The organism is Streptomyces sp. NPDC002057, from assembly GCF_040296665.1.
In the GTDB taxonomy this organism is placed as follows: Bacteria; Actinomycetota; Actinomycetes; order Streptomycetales; family Streptomycetaceae; genus Streptomyces.
The window spans coordinates 178,133-193,252 of sequence record NZ_JBEOXR010000009.1 but is presented as its reverse complement, the minus strand read 5'-3'; the positions used below and the strand labels follow the sequence as shown (position 1 = coordinate 193,252).

The 15,120-nt window shown below is 72.7% G+C and carries 16 protein-coding genes; 11 read left to right on the top strand and 5 right to left on the bottom strand.

Annotated elements, in window-relative coordinates:
* Position 1: 1 nt before the first annotated feature.
* A complete protein-coding gene (locus tag ABT129_RS10830) occupies positions 2-829 on the top strand; it encodes a sulfurtransferase (RefSeq protein WP_351899312.1) in 828 nt (275 codons plus the stop codon).
* A gap of 77 nt (positions 830-906) precedes the next feature.
* Here ABT129_RS10830 and sepH read toward each other — a convergent pair whose 3' ends face one another.
* On the bottom strand, positions 907-1,941 hold the full coding sequence (gene sepH, locus ABT129_RS10825; protein ID WP_351899309.1) for a septation protein SepH: 1,035 nt from the start codon (positions 1,939-1,941) through the stop codon (positions 907-909).
* A gap of 498 nt (positions 1,942-2,439) precedes the next feature.
* Here sepH and ABT129_RS10820 point away from each other — a divergent pair, with 498 nt between their 5' ends.
* Positions 2,440-3,360, top strand: coding sequence for a hypothetical protein (locus tag ABT129_RS10820; protein WP_351899306.1), 921 nt, complete (start codon positions 2,440-2,442; stop codon positions 3,358-3,360).
* A 3-nt stretch (positions 3,361-3,363) separates the two neighbouring features.
* On the opposite strand, the gene ABT129_RS10815 is transcribed toward ABT129_RS10820, so the two are convergent.
* Both ABT129_RS10815 and ABT129_RS10810 read right to left on the bottom strand, forming a co-directional pair.
* Positions 3,364-4,713 carry a D-arabinono-1,4-lactone oxidase gene (locus ABT129_RS10815; protein ID WP_351899303.1) on the bottom strand — a complete coding sequence of 450 codons (1,350 nt, stop codon included), beginning with the start codon at positions 4,711-4,713 and terminating at the stop codon, positions 3,364-3,366.
* Positions 4,652-5,914 (bottom strand): MFS transporter, encoded by a 1,263-nt coding sequence (locus ABT129_RS10810; protein ID WP_351899300.1) that lies wholly within the window; start codon positions 5,912-5,914, stop codon positions 4,652-4,654. The genes ABT129_RS10815 and ABT129_RS10810 overlap by 62 nt, the downstream gene beginning before the upstream one ends.
* A 174-nt stretch (positions 5,915-6,088) precedes the next feature.
* Between ABT129_RS10810 and ABT129_RS10805 the strand changes: the two genes are divergently transcribed.
* A complete protein-coding gene (locus ABT129_RS10805; protein WP_351899297.1) occupies positions 6,089-7,216 on the top strand; it encodes a ferrochelatase in 1,128 nt (375 codons plus the stop codon).
* A gap of 27 nt (positions 7,217-7,243) precedes the next feature.
* Entirely contained in the window at positions 7,244-8,044 is an 801-nt protein-coding gene (locus ABT129_RS10800; protein ID WP_351899294.1) for an inositol monophosphatase family protein, read from the top strand.
* A 111-nt stretch (positions 8,045-8,155) separates the two neighbouring features.
* Here the strand turns inward: ABT129_RS10800 and ABT129_RS10795 are convergent, their stop codons facing one another.
* Entirely contained in the window at positions 8,156-8,329 is a 174-nt protein-coding gene (locus ABT129_RS10795) for a hypothetical protein (protein ID WP_351899291.1), read from the bottom strand.
* Positions 8,330-8,690: 361 nt separating this feature from the next.
* Here ABT129_RS10795 and ABT129_RS10790 point away from each other — a divergent pair, with 361 nt between their 5' ends.
* The 4 genes from ABT129_RS10790 to ABT129_RS10775 all read left to right on the top strand — a co-directional run bounded on the left by ABT129_RS10790 (position 8,691) and on the right by ABT129_RS10775 (position 12,335).
* Positions 8,691-9,344, top strand: coding sequence for a response regulator transcription factor (locus ABT129_RS10790; protein WP_030146958.1), 654 nt, complete (start codon positions 8,691-8,693; stop codon positions 9,342-9,344).
* Positions 9,345-9,348: 4 nt separating this feature from the next.
* The gene (locus tag ABT129_RS10785) at positions 9,349-10,587 is read left to right on the top strand and encodes a sensor histidine kinase (protein ID WP_351899288.1); all 1,239 of its coding nucleotides are present in this window, start codon (positions 9,349-9,351) and stop codon (positions 10,585-10,587) included.
* Between the two features lie 396 nt (positions 10,588-10,983).
* On the top strand, positions 10,984-11,280 hold the full coding sequence (locus ABT129_RS10780) for a DUF4193 domain-containing protein (RefSeq protein ID WP_003955561.1): 297 nt from the start codon (positions 10,984-10,986) through the stop codon (positions 11,278-11,280).
* An 11-nt stretch (positions 11,281-11,291) separates the two neighbouring features.
* Positions 11,292-12,335, top strand: a complete 1,044-nt coding sequence (locus tag ABT129_RS10775; protein ID WP_351899285.1) for a hypothetical protein — start codon at positions 11,292-11,294, stop codon at positions 12,333-12,335.
* Positions 12,336-12,544: 209 nt separating this feature from the next.
* On the opposite strand, the gene ABT129_RS10770 is transcribed toward ABT129_RS10775, so the two are convergent.
* Positions 12,545-13,054, bottom strand: a complete 510-nt coding sequence (locus tag ABT129_RS10770; RefSeq protein WP_351899282.1) for a DUF3093 domain-containing protein — start codon at positions 13,052-13,054, stop codon at positions 12,545-12,547.
* Between the two features lie 58 nt (positions 13,055-13,112).
* On the opposite strand from ABT129_RS10770, the gene ABT129_RS10765 reads away from it, so the two are divergent.
* The 3 genes from ABT129_RS10765 to ABT129_RS10755 are packed head-to-tail and all read left to right on the top strand — an operon-like array spanning position 13,113 to position 14,975.
* Entirely contained in the window at positions 13,113-13,697 is a 585-nt protein-coding gene (locus tag ABT129_RS10765; RefSeq protein ID WP_351899279.1) for a PaaI family thioesterase, read from the top strand.
* On the top strand, positions 13,697-14,209 hold the full coding sequence (gene dut, locus ABT129_RS10760; protein WP_073819644.1) for a dUTP diphosphatase: 513 nt from the start codon (positions 13,697-13,699) through the stop codon (positions 14,207-14,209). Before ABT129_RS10765 ends, dut begins: the two co-directional genes overlap by 1 nt.
* A 1-nt stretch (position 14,210) precedes the next feature.
* A complete protein-coding gene (locus tag ABT129_RS10755) occupies positions 14,211-14,975 on the top strand; it encodes a DUF3710 domain-containing protein (RefSeq protein WP_351899276.1) in 765 nt (254 codons plus the stop codon).
* Positions 14,976-15,120 lie beyond the last annotated feature (145 nt).

Genomic DNA, 15,120 nt, shown 5'->3' with positions numbered 1-15,120 from the left:
CATGAAGCCCATCATCTCCGCAAGCGAACTGCTGAGCGAGTCGGCCGGGGCCCGGCCGCCGGTCCTCCTGGACGTCCGCTGGACACTGGGCGGGCCGCCCGGACGGCCCGCGTACGAGGCCGGACACCTGCCCGGCGCGGTCTACGTCGACCTGGACGCGGAACTGGCGGGACCGGCCGGCGGCGGCGGTCGCCACCCGCTGCCCGACCCGGAGGCCTTCGGCGCCACGATGCGCCGTGCGGGTGTCTCGGCGGACACCCCGGTCGTGGTCTACGACGGCGGCCTCGGCTGGGGCGCGGCCCGCGCCTGGTGGCTGCTCCGCTGGGCGGGCCACCCGGACGTACGCGTCCTGGACGGTGGCCTCGCGGCCTGGACGGGTGAGCTCACGGAGAAGGTGCCCGCGCCGGAGCAGGGCGACTTCCGGCCGGAGCCGGGCGGGCTCGGTCTGCTCGACGCGGACGGGGCGGCGGCGCTCGCCCGTTCCGGGCTGCTCCTGGACGCGCGGGCGGCCGAGCGCTACCGCGGGGACGTGGAGCCGATCGACCGGATCGGCGGGCACATCCCGGGCGCGGTCTCGGCCCCGACGACCGAGAACGTCGACGCGGAGGGGCGCTTCCTGGACGCCGACGCGCTGCGGGACCGTTTCGCCGCCCTCGGCGCGGCCGGGGGGACCCCGGTCGCGGTCTACTGCGGCTCGGGCGTCTCCGGCGCCCACGAGGTCCTGGCCCTGGAGATCGCGGGTCTGCCCGCCGCCCTCTACGCGGGCTCGTGGTCGGAGTGGTCGTCGGACCCCTCCCGCCCGGTGGCCACGGGCCCGGACCCGCGGTAGTCCGTACGAGAAGGGCCCGCGACCGTGACGGTCGCGGGCCCTTTCCGTACGCGCACGCGTCCCGTACGGGTACGGCGTCAGTCCTGCTTCTTCCTGCGGGTGCCGAAGACGATCTCGTCCCAGCTCGGCACCGCCGCGCGGCGGCCCGGGCGGACGCCGTCCGCCTCGGCCTGGCGGTCCGTGGTGCCGGTGAGGCGGTCCCGGTGGCCCGACACCGCGCGCGGCATCAGGACGTCGGCGTACGCGGAGCCGGCACCCGCCGACGCGGCCGGAGCCGGCGGCTCCTCCGCCTCGGCCTCTTCCGAGGGCTCCGAGTCCGGCTGCTCGGGCACGATCATGTCGCCGCGGAAACTCGGCACGGCCTCCAGGAGGCTCGTCAGGGAGTCCCGCTCCTCCTCCGGCTCGGCGGGCGCGGAGGCCCGCTCCAGCTGGCGGTGGTCGAGCTGACGGTCCAGGGCGCGGTCGAGCGGCCTGTCCCGGGGCAGCCGGGCGATGCGCGGCACGAACGGAAAGCTCGGCTCCGGCGCGGCGGCGATCGTGTCGTCCGTCTCGCCGATCAGGGCACGGGCCTCGTCGTCCACGGCCTGGACGAGCCGCCGGGGCGGGTCGTAGGTCCAGCTGGCCGTGTGGACCTCACCGGCGACCCGGTAGACGAGCAGCACCTCCCAGGTGCCGTCGTCGCGCCGCCAGGAGTCCCACTGGACGGTGTCCTTCTCGGCGCCGCGCAGCAGCAGCCGCTCCTGCACGGCCTCGCCGAGCTGGGGTCCGCTGTTCTCACCGGGCCTGCGGACCGGGGTCTTGCGGGCCCGCTCCGCCATGAAGGCGCGCTCGGCGAGCACGGGGCCCTCGAAGCGGCGTACGCGGTCGACGGGGATGCCGGCGAGCTGTGCGACCTCCTCGGCGGAGGCACCGGCTCGTATCCGTGCCTGGATGTCGCGGGGGCGGAGGTGGCTCTCCACCTCGATCTCGATCTGGCCGAGGCGCGCGCGGTCGTTCCGCACGGCGGCGCGGAGCCGCTCGTCGATCGGAAGTGTGTACTCCGTGCTGTCAGCAGCCTTCAGCACCAGTCGTGTGCCGTCGTTGGAGACGGCCACGACACGCAGTTCGGGCATGGGGACCTCCCGGGTGGTGCCTGCCGACGTCACGTGCGTCGCTGCTTCCGCTAGTCGAGTGTGGCCTGCCCGGGTGCAGCCTGCCACTACCTTGCCGAGTTGCCCGGCGTGTCGGGCGTGGACCCTGGAACGCCGTTATGACACGGTTACCTGTTGACTACCCGGAGTGACGGGCGGTCACTCTGTGCAGTCGATCCCCGTGCGATGCCTTGGCGCCGCTGGTTCGAGTGCCGTGTCCGGCCCCCTCTCCATGATCCAGGGCACCCGTGAAGGCGTCCGGACCCAGGGTTCGTCAATGTACTCCATTCGGGCCACCTGGGTGGACCGGCGCGCCGCCCAACTTTGCGGGCGGTACGGGAGTTGAGTGTCCGCGATCTTCCCCCGTACGTGTCGCTCTTCACAGAAAGAGTGGAAACGGAACTATTCGCTTCGCCCATTTGTCCCTTCTGGGTGCAAGGCGAACGGATGAGCCACGAGGGGCTGGATCAGGGGTTGGAGATGCGTCACAGGCCGGATACCGACACGGGCGAGCCGGAGGAGAAGGAGGGCGGGAGGCGACGGATCGACCTGAGCGTCGCCCAGGTCTCGGGCAGCGCCCTCGCCGCGGTCATCGCCGCCAAACTCGCCTCCACCCTCGGCGTGTACGGCACGATCGTGGGCGCCGGTGTGATCAGTGTCATCGCCACCTGCGGCGGCCCGCTCTTCCAGCACCTCTTCCGGCGCACCGGTGAACAGGTGCGCGACGCGACCGCCGCGGCCAAGCCGAAGGCGCGTCGGACACCGCTCCAGGGCGGCCCCCGGGACGACCGCACCCTGATGCTCGGCACGGTCCGGGCCACCCTCCCGCACGCCGGGGAGGCCGACGAGGAGTTCGGCGCGGCGACCACCCACGGCACCCGCGTCCGGGGCTGGAAGCGCCCGGCGATCGCCGCCGCCCTCGTCTTCGGCGTCACCATGGGCGGCATCACCACCTACGAGCTGGTCTCCGGCCAGGACTTCAGCGGCAAGCAGGGGACCACCACCTTCGGCTCCGTCGTCCGCGGCGGCGCGAGCGAGGGCCAGGAGAAGCCGGCCGGGAACGAGGACCCCACGCCCACGCCGTCCGGGTCCACGGACGGCACCGGGCGGCCGGGGGACGGCGCCGGCACCCCCTCCCAGGGGGACACCCCGTCCCCGGACGACCGGGGCGACGGGCGGAGCGGCATCGCGACCCCCTCGCCGGAGCCGACGCCCTCCGGCTCCACCGGCGGTGAGCCGACCCCCACCCCGACGCCGACCGGCCCCACCACCGAGCCGACGACGCCGACCCAGGAGCCGACCCCGGGGACCGGCGGGCCCGAGACCCCCTCGGCCCCGCCCCCGGCCGGCGCGGCGGCCGGAGCCGACGCGGGAGCCGAGGGAGCCGAGGGAGCCGAGTGACCGTCAGTCGCCCAGGACCCGGCGCAGGTAGTCGTTGGCGAACAGCCGGTCCGGGTCGAGCCGGTCGCGCAGCGCCGTGAACTCGGCGAAGCGCGGATAGACCCCGGAGAGGTATCCGGCCTCGCGGGTGTGGACCTTGCCCCAGTGGGGGCGGCCCCCGTGCGCCGTCATGATGCGCTCCACCGCGGTGAAGTACCCGCGGTGGGGCGTTCCCTTGTAGAGGTGGACGGCGATGTACGCGGTCTCCCGCCCCGAGGCCGTGGACAGCGCGATGTCGTCGGCCGGCGCCGTCCGCACCTCCACCGGGAAGCTCACCTTGAGCGGCGAGCGCTCCACCATCGCCTTGAGCTCGCGCAGCGCGGCGACCGCCGCCTCACGCGGAAGCGCGTACTCCATCTCCAGGAAGCGCACCCGGCGCGGCGAGGTGAAGACCTTGTACGGGATGTCCGTGTACGTACGGGCCGACAGGGCCCGGCTGGAGAGCTTGGCGATCGAGGGGATGACCGGCGGCACCGCGCGGCCCAGCGAGCAGGCCACCTGGAAGAGACCGTTGGAGAGGAGCTCGTCGTCGATCCAGCCGCTGACGCGGCCGGGCGGAGCGGCGGGACCCGCGCTGCGGTTGTTGCGCTTGGTGTTGCAGTTGTCCGTGTGGGGGAACCAGTAGAACTCGAAGTGCTCGTTCTCCGCGTGCAGCGCGTCGAACTCCGAGGTGACCCGGTCGAAGGTCATCGGCTCCTCGCGCGCGGTGAGCAGGAAGACCGGCTCCACGGCGAAGGTGATCGCCGTGACCACGCCGAGCGCGCCGAGCCCGACGCGGGCGGCGGCGAAGACCGCGCGCTCCTCGGCGTTTCCCTTCTCCGAACAGGTGAGCAGGTCGCCCGAGGCCGTCACCAGCTCCAGCTCGCGGATCTGCGCCGCTATCGAGGCGGAGTCGCGGCCCGTGCCGTGCGTCCCCGTGGAGGTGGCCCCGGCGACGGTCTGCTCCATGATGTCGCCCATGTTCGTGAGCGACAGGCCCTCCCGGGCCAGCGCCACGTTGAGCCGCTTGAGCGGGGTGCCCGACTCGACCGTGACGGTCATCGCCTCGCGGTCGATCCGCCGGATCCCGGTCAGCAGCCCCGGCCGGATCAGGACCCCGTCGGTGGCCGCGATCGAGGTGAAGGAGTGGCCGGTGCCGACCGTCTTCACCCGCAGCCCGTCCGCGGCCGCCCGGCGCACCGCCTCGGCGAGCTCCTCGGCCGAGGCCGGGCTCACCTCCCGCACGGGGCGGGAGGTGACGTTCCCCGCCCAGTTACGCCACGGGCTGTTCGCCGTCCTGGTGCTCCCCGACCCCGCTGTTGTCGTCCCGCTCACGCTGCCCCTCCCGGTTCGGCACCGGCCTGCGCAGCCGGCGGTGTCCGAGGAGACCCACCGCGACCGCGAGCGCACCCGAGACGACGGGCACCACGTACCCCGCCTCGGCCCCCGACGCGTCGACCACCCAGCCGGCGGCCGAGGAGCCGAGCGCCACGCCGACCGCGAGCCCGGTACCCGTCCAGGTCATGCCCTCGGTCAGCTTGGTGCGCGGTACGTGCGCTTCGACGAGGGCCATCGTGGTCACCATCGTCGGTGCGATGGACAGGCCCGCGACAAAGAGCGCCACGGCCAGCAACGGCAAGTTCCCGGCCAGTAGGAGGGGGATCATACTCACGGCCATCGCGCAGATGCCCAGGAGCCAGCGGCGGGACGGGTCGCCCTTGAGGTGGAGCAGCCCGAAGACGGCGCCGGCCAGACAGGAGCCGAGCGCGTAGACGGCCAGAACGAGACTGGCGGCGGCCTTGTGGCCCTGCTCCTCGGCGAAGGCCACGGTCACCACGTCCACCGAGCCGAAGATGGCGCCGGTGGCGACGAAGGCGAGGGCCAGGACCTGCAGACCGGGGGAGCGGAGCGCGGAGACGCCGCGGACACCCTGCTGGGGGTGGGGCACGGGCTCGGTGGCGCGCTGCGAGGTCAGCCAGAAGACGCCGACGGCCAGGAAGACCGCGGCGAACAGCGGACCGGCCTCGGGGAACCAGGCCGTCGACAGACCGATCGAGATGATCGGGCCGAAGATGAAGCACACCTCGTCGACGATCGACTCCCAGGAGTACGCCGTGTGCAGGCGCCGCTCCTCGCCCCGGTAGATCTCCGCCCAGCGGGCCCGTGTCATGGCGCCGACGCTCGGCACGCAGCCGATCACGGCCGTGAAGACGAAGAGCGTCCAGTCCGGGGCCTCCTGCTGCACGCAGAGGAGGAGTCCGGCGGCCGCGACGAGCGAGACCAGCGTCACCGGGCGGAGCACCCGGCGCTGACCGTGCCGGTCGACCAGGCGGGAGACCAGGGGGCCGAGGACCGCGGCGGACATCGCGAGCGTCGCCGAGAGCGCGCCGGCGAGCCCGTACCGGCCGGTGACCTGCGAGATCATGGTCACGATGCCGATGCCCATCATGGACAGCGGCATCCGGCCGAAGAAGCCCGCGACGGAGAACGAGGCGGTGCCGGGCGCCTTGAAGATCGCGCGGTAGGGACTGGGCAAGAGGCTCTCCGGATCTGAGTGCTTCGGAGCTGGCTCCGCGCGAGGACTCAACACGTGTAATTAATAGCTAAAGCCTACGGTGTTGAAGTCGATGGGTCATCCCCCTTTTTCGGACGCGTGCCGTCGGACGGGCCGCGCCGCTCGCCGTCAGGGGCGGGTGGGAAGATCGGTGCCATGTCCGATCAGCACGATCCCGCCCCGTACGACGCCCTGCTGCTGCTCTCGTTCGGCGGCCCCGAGGGCCCGGACGACGTGGTCCCGTTCCTGGAGAACGTGACGCGCGGCCGCGGCATCCCCAAGGAACGGCTCAGGGAAGTGGGGCAGCACTACTTCCTCTTCGGTGGCGTCTCCCCGATCAACGACCAGAACCGCGCGCTCCTCGAAGCGCTGCGGACGGACTTCGCCGGGGCCGGCCTGGCACTGCCCGTGTACTGGGGAAACCGGAACTGGGCCCCGTACCTCACCGACACCCTCCGCGAGATGATCACCGACGGCCGCCGCCACATCGCCGTCCTGACCACCAGCGCGTACGCCTCCTACTCCGGCTGCCGCCAGTACCGCGAGAACCTCGCCGACGCGCTCGCCACCCTGGAGGCGGAGGGCCTCCCGCTGCCCCGGGTCGACAAGCTCCGGCACTACTTCAACCACCCCGGCTTCGTCGAACCGATGGTCGAGGGCGTCCTGGCCTCCCTCGCCGCGCTCGACCCGGCCGTCCGCGACGGCGCCCACCTCGCCTTCACCACCCACTCCATCCCCGACTCCGCCGCCGACTCCTCCGGACCGGTCACCGAGCACGGCGACGGCGGCGCCTACGTCCGCCAGCACCTCGACGTGGCCCGGGTGATCGCCGACGCGGTCCGCGAGGCCACCGGCACCGACCACCCCTGGCGGCTCGTCTACCAGTCCCGCAGCGGCGCCCCCCACATCCCGTGGCTCGAGCCCGACATCTGCGACCACCTGGAGACCCTCCACGGCGCCGGAGCGCCCGCCGTCGTCATGGTCCCGATCGGCTTCGTCTCCGACCACATGGAGGTCCTCTACGACCTCGACACCGAGGCCACCGCCAAGGCCGCCGAACTCGGCCTGCCCGTCGGCCGCTCCGCGACCGTCGGATCCGACCCCCGCTTCGCCGCCGCCGTCCGCGAACTCGTCCTGGAGCGGGCCACCGCCGAGCGGGGCACCCGCGCCGAGCGGTGCGCCCTGGGCGCGCTCGGGCCCTCGCACGACCTCTGCCCCATCGGCTGCTGCCCGGCCAGGGCGGAGCGCCCCGCCGCGGCCGGCGCCGACAGCCCGTACGCCTGAGGGCCCGCCCGACCACAAGGAGACCCCGTGACCGACCCGCTCCTCCCCGAACTGCTCGACCTCGCCCTGGAGGCCGCCCGGCGGGCCGGCGCGCTGCTGCGCGACGGCAGGCCGGACGACCTGGCCGTGGCGAAGACCAAGTCGAGCCCCATCGACGTGGTCACCGAGATGGACATCGCCGCCGAGAAGCTGATCACCGGCTTCCTCGCCGAGCACCGCCCGCAGGACGGATTCCTCGGCGAGGAGGGCGCGTCCAGCCCCGGCACCAGCGGGGTCCGCTGGGTGATCGACCCGCTCGACGGCACCGTGAACTACCTCTACGGTCTGCCCACCTGGGCGGTCTCGATCGCCGCCGAACGGGACGGCGAGACCGTGGTCGGCGTGGTCGAGGCCCCGATGCGCGGCGAGACGTACCGGGCGGTCCTCGGCGGCGGCGCGTACGCGGCGGAGCGGCGCCTCGCCGTCCGCCCCTCGCCGCCCCTCGACCAGGCCCTCCTCGGCACGGGCTTCGGGTACGTGCAGTCCCGGCGCGCCCACCAGGCGGAGGTCGCCGCCCAGGTGATCCCGCGCGTCCGCGACATCCGGCGGGGCGGCTCGGCCGCCATCGACCTCTGCGACGTCGCCGCCGGCCGCCTCGACGCCTACTACGAGCGCGGCCTCAACCCCTGGGACCTCGCCGCCGGCGCCCTGATCGCCCGCGAGGCGGGCGCGCTGACCGGTGGCCGCCCGGGGGAGCCGGAGTCCGGCGAACTGACCCTGGCGGCCTCCCCGGGCCTCTTCGAGCCCCTCCAGGAGCTCCTGGAGGGGCTCGGGGCCTGGCACGACTGAGCACCCCGGCGACGGACGTGCGAGGGCCCCGGTGCCGGGAACGGCGCCGGGGCCCTCGCACGTGGTGCGGGTCATACGGGTCGGACGGGTCTGGCGGGTCCGACGGCAGGGTCAGACGCCTTGCGCGGCAACCTCCACGCCGTGCTCGGCGGCCAGCCGGTGCAGGTCCTCGAGCTCCGCCTGCTCGACCTCCACCAGGTAGTCGTCGCCCGTCTCACGAGCTCGCGTGAGGTCCGTCTGCGTGGTCCTGATGCGGTGCAGCAGGCCTGCGGTGAAAGCGTCCATCGTGCGCCCCCTCGTCATGGGTCCGGTGGCACGGGGGTGTGCCGAGGGTGGTGGATCACGCTCCGCTGCCTCTGGGCGACAGAGAGCGGTAGGTGGCGCGCCACATACAGGGCGTGATCACGGGGTGTGCAGTCGTCCTCCCCAGCCCTTTCCTCAGAGAAACCTCAACTGGCCCGCGAATCCGGTGAATTCTTCGGTTCCGGCCGGGCCCCCGCCGCACGACCCGCGCCCGCCGAGAGCCCCGCACCGCCGCCTTACAGCCGGTTTACGCGCGTACGGGGCAGGATGGACACGCACAGTCAGTGCTCAGGTTTTCAGCCGGTCCCCCCGGGACGGCGGCTCAACGGGAAGGAAGTACGACGTGCGCGTACTCGTCGTCGAGGACGAGCAGCTGCTCGCCGATGCGGTGGCCACCGGACTGCGCCGGGAGGCCATGGCCGTCGACGTCGTGTACGACGGCGCCGCGGCCCTGGAGCGCGTCGGAGTCAACGACTACGACGTCGTCGTCCTCGACCGTGACCTGCCCCTCGTCCACGGTGACGACGTCTGCCGCAAGATCGTGGAGCTGGGCATGCCCACCCGCGTCCTGATGCTCACCGCGTCCGGCGACGTCAGCGACCGGGTGGAGGGACTGGAGCTCGGCGCGGACGACTACCTTCCCAAGCCCTTCGCCTTCACCGAGCTCACCGCCCGCGTGCGCGCCCTCGGGCGCCGCACCAGCGTGCCCCTGCCGCCCGTCCTGGAGCGCGCGGGCATCAAGCTCGACCCGAACCGCCGCGAGGTCTTCCGCGAGGGCAAGGAGGTCCAGCTCGCGCCGAAGGAGTTCGCCGTCCTGGAGGTCCTCATGCGCAGCGAGGGCGCCGTCGTCTCGGCCGAGCAGCTCCTGGAGAAGGCCTGGGACGAGAACACCGACCCCTTCACCAACGTCGTACGCGTGACCGTCATGACCCTCCGCCGCAAGCTCGGCGAGCCGCCGGTCATCGTCACGGTCCCCGGCTCCGGGTACCGGATCTGACCTGATGGCCACGACGCCCGCGCCCCACCCCCAGGCGCCCCCGAAACCGACCTGGGACCCCAGGGACCCGGTCCGGCCCCTGCTGCGCCCGACCATCCGGATACGACTGACCCTGCTGTACGGCGGGATGTTCCTGATCGCGGGCATCCTGCTGCTCTCGATCATCTACCTCTTCACCGCGCAGGCGCTCAGCGACAGCGCGGCCCAGCTGCCCTTCAAGATCGTCAAGGGTGAGGTCCAGCCCACCACCTCGTGGTGCGTCCTGCCCAACACGGGCACCGGCGAGCAGTTCAACGACGCCGTGTCCGTCTGTCTGCGGCACCAGAGCGACCTGGCCCTGGACGACCTCCTGCGCCGCTCGCTCTTCGCCCTGCTCGGCCTGAGCATCATCGCCTTCGCCTTCGGCTACGCCATGGCGGGACGGGTGCTCTCCCCGCTCGGCCGGATCACCCGTACCGCCCGCCAGGTGGCCGGCTCCGACCTCTCCCGGCGGATCGAGCTGGACGGCCCCGACGACGAGCTCAAGGAGCTCGCCGACACCTTCGACGAGATGCTGGACCGCCTGGAGCGGGCCTTCACCGCGCAGCAGCGGTTCGTCGCGAACGCCTCGCACGAGCTGCGGACCCCGCTCGCGATCAACCGCACCCTCCTGGAGGTCCACCTCTCGGACCCCGGGGCGCCGGTGGAGCTCCAGCAGCTCGGCAAGACCCTGCTCGCCACCAACGAGCGCAGCGAACAGCTCGTCGAGGGCCTGCTGCTGCTCGCCCGGAGCGACAACCAGATCATCGAGCGCAAGCCCGTCGACCTCGCCGAGGTCGCCGAGCGGGGCGTCGACCAGGTGCACGCCGAGGCGGCGGCCAAGGGCGTCGAGATCCGCGGCGAGCGCGAGCCGGCGGTCGTCCAGGGCAACGGCGTGCTGCTCGAACGGATCGCGCTGAACCTGCTCCAGAACGCCGTCCGGTACAACGTGCCGGAGGGCGGCTGGGTGGAGGTCACCACCGAGACCCAGGACGGGCAGGCGGTCCTGCTCGTCTCGAACACGGGGCCGGTGGTTCCCGCGTACGAGATCGACAACCTCTTCGAACCGTTCCGGCGGCTCCGCCAGGAGCGGACCGGCAGCGACAAGGGAGTCGGTCTCGGCCTGTCGATCGCCCGGTCCGTGGCGCGGGCCCACGGCGGCCGTATCATCGCGGAGCCCCGCGAGGGAGGCGGTCTCGTGATGCGCGTCACTCTGCCGATCTGACAGACTGCACGAGCCGACCCGGTTCCGTTCGCTTTGCGCGGAATTCCGGGGCCCTGATCCCTGAGACGCTCATGTGTGATCGATCACAGGACAGGTGTCCGGACCTCCACTCTCCGTGACCGGGGAATCCCCCGGAAAACCAGGAAAAGTCCGGGTTTCCGGGGCCCGGAATGACGGGAAGTACACGGGGTGGCGCCTGTGAAGGGCGCCCGGAGGACCGTGTACGGTCCGGTTCGCCACCCGAAGCCGATCACTCGTGAGAGGACGGGACGGGTGTCGATTGAGTAACAGACCTTGATGTGAGGCAAAATCTCCGCCTCAGGTCGGGCACAAGTCCGACCTCTCACGCGTTACGTGCGCTGGAGACACCGCAACCACCCAGAGGGGGAGAGCGACATGGCAACGGATTACGACACCCCACGCAAGACCGACGACGACGTCGATTCGGACAGCCTTGAGGAACTGAAGGCCCGCCGGAACGACAAGTCGACCTCGACCGTCGACGTCGACGAGTTCGAGGCCGCCGAAGGCCTGGAGCTTCCCGGCGCCGACCTCTCGAACGAGGAGCTGGCCGTCCGGGTCCTGCCCAAGCAGGCCGATGAGTTCACCTGCATGAGCTGCTTCCTCGTGCACCACCGCAGCCAGCTGGCCAGGGAGAAGAACGGCCAGCCCATCTGCCGCGACTGCGACTGAGATCGCTGACCGTGGCAGGCGACACACCGTCCCGGAAGCGGCGTCTACGGCTCCCCGGGAGCCCTCGGACGTACAAGGGCGGCACAGGCCCGGCAGAGGGCGCCCACGAGGCCTCTGAAGCCGAGCCCACCGCCTCCCCGCCCTCCCTCGGCGAACGTGACGACGAGCGGGGCCACCCGGCCTCGCTCGATGCGGTCACCGAGCCGGACCCGGCACACCTGCCGGTGGAGCGGGGAGCGGGAGGGAGCGACGTGCCCGAGGCACCGCAGGACGGCCGCTTCGGCGCCGTCAAGCGCCTCGCCAATCCGGCGCGGGCGCGACTCGACAGGATCAGGATCGACTCCGACCGGATCGACGCCGTCCGGCGCGGCGTCGCGCAGGGCGTCCGCCAGGGCGTGAAGCGCGGCGGCGACAGCGCCAAGGCCGGCCTCGGCCATCTGGCCGACCGGTTGATCGACCTCGCCCCGCGGATCCCCGTCCGCGATCTGGCGACCCTTCGCAAACAGTTCCCGGGGCTCGGACCCGAGGAACTCGCCGACAAGCTCGTCGCCGGCGCGGCGAACGCGAGCTCGACCGTGGGCGCGAGCATCGGCGCCGCCGCCATGCTCCCGGTACCCCCGGCCATGCCCGCGGAGCTCGCCGCGGAGATCACCGGCGTCGCCGCCGTGGAACTCAAACTCATCGCCGAACTGCACGAGGTCTACGGGCTGCGGCCGCCCGGCCGGCTCACCCAGCGTTCGATGGCCTATCTGACCTCCTGGGCCGAGGAGCGGGGCGTCGACCCCACCAGGCCCACCACGGTCAACGCGGCGCTCGGCGGACAGCTCAAGCGCGAGCTGCGCCAGCAGATCATGAAGCGCATGGTGCGCAACCTGCCGAACCTCATGCCTTTCATGGTGGGCGCGGCGGTCGGCGCGGTCATGAACCGCCGCGACACCAAGAAGCTCGCCGGACACATCCGCAAGGACCTGCGCGCCCGCCAGGTCCCCTGGGACGCCCTCCGGGAGCTGCCGCCGCTGGAACAGCCCGAGAACCCCAAGGAACTGGGCTTCTGAGGACCGGCTGAACCGGGCGTCCGCACCCCGGGGGCGGCATCCACGACCGGGCCGGGTAACGGGGCGAAGGCCCCGGATCACCCGGCCCGAGGCACACCCCGGACCCACCGGTCCCGGACCCACCGGTCCCGGACCCACCGGTCCCGGACCTACCGGTCCCGGAGCGCCGGCCCGGGAGCCATCGGTCCTGGGTCCCGTCAGCGCGTCCGTCAGCGTTCGTCCCCGGATTCCGCGCGGACCGCTTCCAGCGCCGCCACGAGGGCCTCCGGCTCACGGCTGGAGAGGTACACGTACGGCGTCGGGTCCGCCGGGTCCGTCACCTCGACCCGCACCGCCCGCGGCACGTAGCTGCGCATCAGCATGAAGGCGCGCGGATCGGCCTTGTGCGTGCGCCAGGCGCGCGCCTCCTCCGCGTCGAGCGCCTCGGCCGCCCCGAGGGCCGCTACCGGAATCCGCGCGTCGCCCGCCACGAGCGAACCCGCCACCACCCTGACCCGCGCGGAGCCGTACGAGGAGACCGCCGCCCCCGCGAGCACCGCCGCCACGATCAGACCGCCCAGCATCGGGACCGTACCCAGCGGAAACAGGATCAGGCCGCCCGACAGACCGAGCAGGCCCGCGATGACCCACCACGATCGGGGAGCCGTCAGCCGCTCGTCGAAGCGCGGCGCGGCGGAGGGCGCGGGGGAGGGGGCGGAAGACGATGCGGAAGGCTGCATGCGTCCAAGCTTGGCACGGCGCGACCAGGGCACTGCCGCGCGGGTAAGGTCTGCGCCTGTGACTGCAACATCTGCCGCCCTGACCCCGCCGGCCGACGCCATACCGCCGGTACGCCACCCCGACGCGCCGGCCCCCGGCGAGCTGCTCGGTTCGCACTACGAGCAGTGTTTCGGGTGCGGCGGCGGGCAGCCCCACGGCCTCCACCTGGAGGCGCGCGCGGGCGACGGCGTGACCGTCACCGCCGAGTTCACGGTGACCACCGACCACCAGGGCGCCCCCGGCCTCGCGCACGGCGGCGTCCTCGCCACCGCGCTCGACGAGACCCTCGGCTCCCTGAACTGGCTGCTGCGGGTCATCGCCGTGACCGGACGCCTGGAGACCGACTTCGTCCGGCCCGTCCCGGTGGGCACCGTGCTCCACCTGGAGGCCGAGGTCACCGCCGTCCACGGCCGCAAGATCTTCTCGACCGCCGTCGGCCGGATCGGCGGGCCCGAGGGCCCCGTCGCCGTCCGCGCCGACGCCCTCTTCGTCGAGGTCAAGGTCGACCACTTCATCGACAACGGCCGTCCGGAGGAGATCCGGGCCGCCATGTCCGACCCCGACCAGGTCCGGCGCACCCGCGCCTTCGAGGTGAACCCCTGATGCGCAACCCTGTCGACGTACTGATCCGCCGCGTGGACCCGGACGTGCCGATCCCGGCCTACGGGCACCCCGGCGACGCCGGCGCGGACCTCGTGACCACCGAGGCCGCCGAGCTGGCCCCCGGGGAGCGCGCCGTGCTGCCCACCGGGGTCTCCATCGCCCTCCCGGACGGGTACGCCGCCTTCGTGCACCCCCGCTCCGGACTCGCCGCCCGCTGCGGAGTGGCGCTCGTGAATGCCCCGGGGACGGTGGATGCCGGGTACCGTGGAGAGATCAAGGTGATCGTGGTCAATCTCGACCCGCGCGAGACCGTGCGGTTCGAACGATTCGATCGGATTGCCCAACTTGTCGTCCAACAGGTCGAGAAGGTGCGCTTCCACGAGGTCGCGGAACTTCCCGGCTCGGCGCGGGCCGAGGGGGGCTTCGGGTCCACCGGCGGTCACGCCGCCGTGGACGGCACAACGGGTGGGAATCGATACGCTTCGGTCGTATCCGACCGGGAAGGACAGTGACGTGTTCGGACGTCGCAAGAAGAGCGGTGCCGCAGAGGACGCGGCGGGCGAGGCCGAGCAGGTCGTCGACGCGGTGGACGGCGAGGACGCGGACGACGCGGCCCCGCGCCGTGTGAACCTTCCGCCGGCGCCCCGGCCCGACGGACCCTGGGACATCTCCGAGGTCACCAAGCCCGACGAGGGCCGGGTGGACCTGGGCGGCGTCTTCGTGCCCGGAGTCGAGGGCATGGAGCTGCGGGTGGAGGTGGCGGGCGACGCGATCGTCGCGGCCACCGTCGTCCTGCGCGACAGCGCCGTACAGCTGCAGGCCTTCGCCGCCCCGAAGAACGAGGGCATCTGGGGCGAGGTCCGCGACGAGATCGCCACGGGCATCGTCCAGCAGGGCGGTGTCATCGACGAGGTCGAGGGCCCGCTGGGCTGGGAGCTGCGCGCCCAGGTCCCCGTGCAGCTGCCGGACGGCAACCGCGGTGTGCAGCTGGTCCGCTTCGTGGGCGTCGACGGTCCCCGCTGGTTCCTGCGCGGAGTGATCTCCGGACAGGGCGCGGTCCAGCCCGAGGCCGCCGGTCTCCTGGAGCAGATCGTCCGGGACACCGTGGTCGTCCGCGGCGAGGGCCCGATGGCCCCGCGCGACCCGATCGTCCTCAAGCTGCCGAACGACGCGCAGATGGTGCCGGACGGCGTGCAGCAGGAGGAGCAGGAGAACTCCCGCTTCTCCGGCGGCATGGGCCAGCTCCAGCGCGGCCCGGAGATCTCCGAGATCCGCTGATCGCCCCAGCCGGTCGTCCCTGTCGATGGGCCGCGTTCCCGTACCTCTCGTACGGGAACGCGGCCCATCGGCCGTTGTCCACAGGTTCCGCCCACCGGCCCTGGTCCTCCGGCCCGGCCGCGGACCATACTGGCGGGCACATGTT

Coding starts and splice junctions, on each gene's coding strand:
- ABT129_RS10805 (WP_351899297.1), top strand. CDS start 6,089: ATGTCCGATCAGCACGATCCCGCCCCGTACGACGCCCTGCTGCTGCTC.
- dut (WP_073819644.1), top strand. CDS start 13,697: ATGCGCAACCCTGTCGACGTACTGATCCGCCGCGTGGACCCGGACGTG.
- ABT129_RS10785 (WP_351899288.1), top strand. CDS start 9,349: ATGGCCACGACGCCCGCGCCCCACCCCCAGGCGCCCCCGAAACCGACC.
- ABT129_RS10795 (WP_351899291.1), bottom strand. CDS start 8,329: ATGGACGCTTTCACCGCAGGCCTGCTGCACCGCATCAGGACCACGCAG.
- ABT129_RS10830 (WP_351899312.1), top strand. CDS start 2: ATGAAGCCCATCATCTCCGCAAGCGAACTGCTGAGCGAGTCGGCCGGG.
- ABT129_RS10770 (WP_351899282.1), bottom strand. CDS start 13,054: ATGCAGCCTTCCGCATCGTCTTCCGCCCCCTCCCCCGCGCCCTCCGCC.
- sepH (WP_351899309.1), bottom strand. CDS start 1,941: ATGCCCGAACTGCGTGTCGTGGCCGTCTCCAACGACGGCACACGACTG.
- ABT129_RS10780 (WP_003955561.1), top strand. CDS start 10,984: ATGGCAACGGATTACGACACCCCACGCAAGACCGACGACGACGTCGAT.
- ABT129_RS10820 (WP_351899306.1), top strand. CDS start 2,440: ATGCGTCACAGGCCGGATACCGACACGGGCGAGCCGGAGGAGAAGGAG.